The following is a 3,344-nucleotide window of genomic DNA, read 5'->3' as shown; positions in this document are numbered from 1 at the left end:
CCGTGGGGATCTGGTGGCTCATGTACCGCTTCCTCAGCGGGGGCCGGTGATGGAGGGACCGAATGAGAATCCTGGCCCGAGTTCTCCCTGCCCGATCTGCCGGGAACCCACGACGGGGGGCACCTTGACCAGGACAATGTGAGAATGAGTGGCTGTGGATATTAAAAACCAATAGCTCGAAATGGCCTCTCCGACCGTTTCGAGCTATTCGTCTCCCCCTGACGTGTCCCGCGCACCACTCGGCAGACGGCAGAAACGTGGAACGACACTCCATTCCCGAATAACCGTTGTGGCGCGCACAGATCATCACACTCGCGGCCAGCCGCTTGAGGTCCCACTCGAACGGACCGGGATGCGTCTCGTCGAAGTCGCCAATGTCTAACACCAGCCGACGATCCGTCGCATGATACCAACAGTAGTTGCCCAGAGCGGTCTCCTCCCGGGGTCGAGTCCCTGATCGTCAGAGTCAGGCCTCGCGTAGCAACCTGGTACAAGCCAGGATATATTGGAATCCATGGCCAGACTGTTGTGCATTGGGATCGCTGGCGTATTCTACCGCGTGACGCCCCGGGGTAATCGGCAGGAACCCCGCGCCTGCACGTGAGGCAACGTCAGCCGAACACCGCGAGCGCAATACTGCCGTCATTGCGGCCTAGTCTACCGGTGCCTACAGCTACCGTGAGATTGCCGATCATTTCGATCTGCACCCGGCGACGGCAGGGCGAGTGATCCGTAGCCAGATGCCATAATGCAAGACCTGACCCCGGACACGGTAGGACGAGCGATTCGAAGCCAGGCGTCAAAATGCAAGACCTAACCCCAAACAAGATTTTCGTTCCCGATATCGATTGGGTCAGGATACCGGGCGGGGAATTTCTTTATGGTGAAGAGCAGGAGCGCATTTCTCGGGACACGTTCTTCATTTCACGATACCTCGTCACCAACGTCCAGTTCCAGGCATTCGTCGAAGCAGGGGGATACGAAGACGAACGCTGGTGGCAGGACCTGCGGAAACCAGAGCCTGAAACTTCAAGCTGGTCGCAGCCCAATCGCCCCCGCACCAATGTGGACTGGTACGAGGCGGTGGCATTCACGCGCTGGCTTTCGGCACAGCTCGGTTACGAGGTCCGCCTGCCGACGGAGCAGGAGTGGGAGCGGGTGGCGCGGGGCAGGGGCGGGCGCGACTACCCGTGGGGCGGGGACTACCGCTCCGGCTTTGCGAATGTCGACGAAAAGGAGAACAAGATCGGACCGTGGAACCTGGAACAGACGACCGCCGTGGGGGTGTACCCGCAGGGGGCCTCGAGCGAGGGCGTGCTGGATCTCGCCGGCAATGTCTGGGAGTGGTGTCTTAACAAGTACGATAAACCAGAGGTGATCGCCGCTGACAACAGTGGTGATTTTCGCGTGCTGCGCGGCGGCTCCTGGTTCCTCGGTCCAGGCAGCGCGCGCGCCGCGTTCCGCGGCGGGCACAGTCCCGACTTCCGTTACCACCACATCGGGTTTCGGGTGTTGTCGTCTGCCCCCATCGATGGCCGCTGATCGTCTGTCCGCTGTCGACCGGCGCGATAGCGCCGGGCGCGATTTTTTGCGAAAATTCGCGCGCTGGCTTGTCCAGTCGGGCGCCCCGGATATGACAGACGTGCTGCGCGGCGGCTCCTGGATCAACAATCCAGACAACGCGCGCGCCGCGATCCGCAACAGGAACAATCCCGACAACCGTAACAACAACATCGGGTTTCGGGTGTTGTCGTCTGCCCACATTACCCACCGCTTTGCAGGCGTGAGGGCCTGTCGACCATGGTTTGCAGGACACGGCAGAGTGGTTTAATGGCGCGGGTGCGTCCGGTCCGCACGCCTGGTGGCGTCGGGCGCATATCGAAGGGGGGCGCTCCCCGGCGAAAGCCCGGAGCGCCCTATTTTTTACCACTTTGTTTTATCCATCCCCCCAGTAGTCTGCCCAGCTCTGCTACCTGCCGGCTCACATGCTCGTACTGGCCGTCGCTCAACCAATGCCAGTGATGCGCCAGACGCAGGTAGAGTCGGACGATATCGAGCTTCGTGTCGCATTCAATCAGCACGGACCTCCTCTGCGGGCCACGGAGCTTGCGGGCGATAAACAGGCGTTCTTGGAAATCCAGCGTAGCTTCGATCAAGCGCCGTGTCGTGCTGAACCGGTGGGTTTTCGGAAACTTGTCCGTTTTCGGCAATAGCCAGGCGAGCAAATCGAATGTCCTGGTCAAGATGATCATGTCTTCCTGCACGTTGGCGGCTCCCGAAGATGATTTTGGAAAGGTCTGCGAATTTTCGAATCTCTACTCGGCCTGGAAAAAGGCATCGAAAGGCAAACGGCGGTCAGCGCCCGCGGCAGCGTTCGAATGCGGCCTGGCCGACGCGCTGCTCGAACTGAAATCCGAGCTGGAACGGGATACCTACCGTCCCGGCCCCTACACCCATTTTTACATTCATGAACCGAAGCGCCGGAGAATCAGCGCCGCACCTTTCAGGGACCGCGTCGTGCATCATGCCCTGTGCAATGTGATCGAGCCGATTTTAGACGGCCGCTTCATCCCGGACAGCTATGCAAATCGACGGGGCAAGGGCACGCACCGGGCCGTGGACCGTCTCCAACGCCTTGCGCAATCCTTCGATTACGTCCTGCGGCTCGATATCGTCAAGCACTTTCCGGCCATCGACCACGGGATCCTGCTGGATATCCTCGGCCGCCACCTCCACGATGAACGTACCCTTTCGCTGGCCGGGACCATCATCGACAGCGGAAAGGGGGTGCTGGACCAGGAATACGAACCCGCTCTGTTCCCCGGAGACGACCTCCTGGCCCTCTGCCGTCCACGGGGCCTGCCTATCGGAAATCTGACGTCGCAGTTCTGGTCCAACTGCTACCTGCATCCTCTGGATACTTTCGTCAAGCGTGAGCTGCAATGCAAAGGTTACGTGCGTTACGTCGATGACTTCGCGCTGTTCTCCAACTCCAAGCAACAGCTGTGGGAATGGAAAGAGGCCGTACACGGCCGCCTCGAGACCCTGCGTCTGCGGTTTCACGAGCATAGTGCTCAGGTGGTTCCGGTCCGAACCGGAATCCCCTGGCTGGGATTCGTCGTGTACCCTCAGTATCGTCGTCTGAAACGCCGCAAGGTCGTGTGTGCGACACGACGTCTCAGAAAGCGATACGAGGAGTGGCGGCGCGGGAAGATCACATTCGGTGAGCTGGACGCCAGCGTGCAGGGCTGGATCAATCACGTGCGCTATGCGGACAGTTGGGGGTTGCGCCGTCATGTCCTGGCCCGCGTATCCGCCTGAAGCATTTCGCGACCGGCGCTATC

5 protein-coding genes are annotated in these 3,344 nt (G+C 60.4%); 3 read left to right on the top strand and 2 right to left on the bottom strand.

Annotated elements, in window-relative coordinates:
• Positions 1–427 (bottom strand): DUF2252 domain-containing protein (locus LJE91_06420; protein MCG6868367.1); only part of this gene is annotated, 427 nt, incomplete at its 3' end.
• Positions 428–804: 377 nt separating this feature from the next.
• On the opposite strand from LJE91_06420, the gene LJE91_06415 reads away from it, so the two are divergent.
• The gene (locus LJE91_06415) at positions 805–1,542 is read left to right on the top strand and encodes a formylglycine-generating enzyme family protein (protein ID MCG6868366.1); all 738 of its coding nucleotides are present in this window, start codon (positions 805–807) and stop codon (positions 1,540–1,542) included.
• Complete coding sequence (locus LJE91_06410) at positions 1,532–1,831, top strand: SUMF1/EgtB/PvdO family nonheme iron enzyme (GenBank protein ID MCG6868365.1); 300 nt, start codon at positions 1,532–1,534, stop codon at positions 1,829–1,831. Before LJE91_06415 ends, LJE91_06410 begins: the two co-directional genes overlap by 11 nt.
• Before the next feature lie 85 nt (positions 1,832–1,916).
• Here the strand turns inward: LJE91_06410 and avd are convergent, their stop codons facing one another.
• Positions 1,917–2,252: a diversity-generating retroelement protein Avd gene (gene avd / locus LJE91_06405; protein ID MCG6868364.1), complete on the bottom strand. Its 336-nt coding sequence runs from the start codon at positions 2,250–2,252 to the stop codon at positions 1,917–1,919.
• Here avd and LJE91_06400 point away from each other — a divergent pair.
• Positions 2,251–3,321 (top strand): RNA-dependent DNA polymerase, encoded by a 1,071-nt coding sequence (locus LJE91_06400; GenBank protein MCG6868363.1) that lies wholly within the window; start codon positions 2,251–2,253, stop codon positions 3,319–3,321. The two genes, avd and LJE91_06400, sit on opposite strands and share 2 nt — an antisense overlap.
• The last annotated feature ends 23 nt before the right edge of the window (positions 3,322–3,344 follow it).

The sequence above is a fragment of the Gammaproteobacteria bacterium genome (assembly GCA_022340215.1).
GTDB lineage: Bacteria > Pseudomonadota > Gammaproteobacteria > JAJDOJ01 > JAJDOJ01 > JAJDOJ01.
The sequence above is the reverse complement of the archived record's forward strand: the minus strand, read 5'-3'. Positions and strand labels throughout refer to the sequence as shown.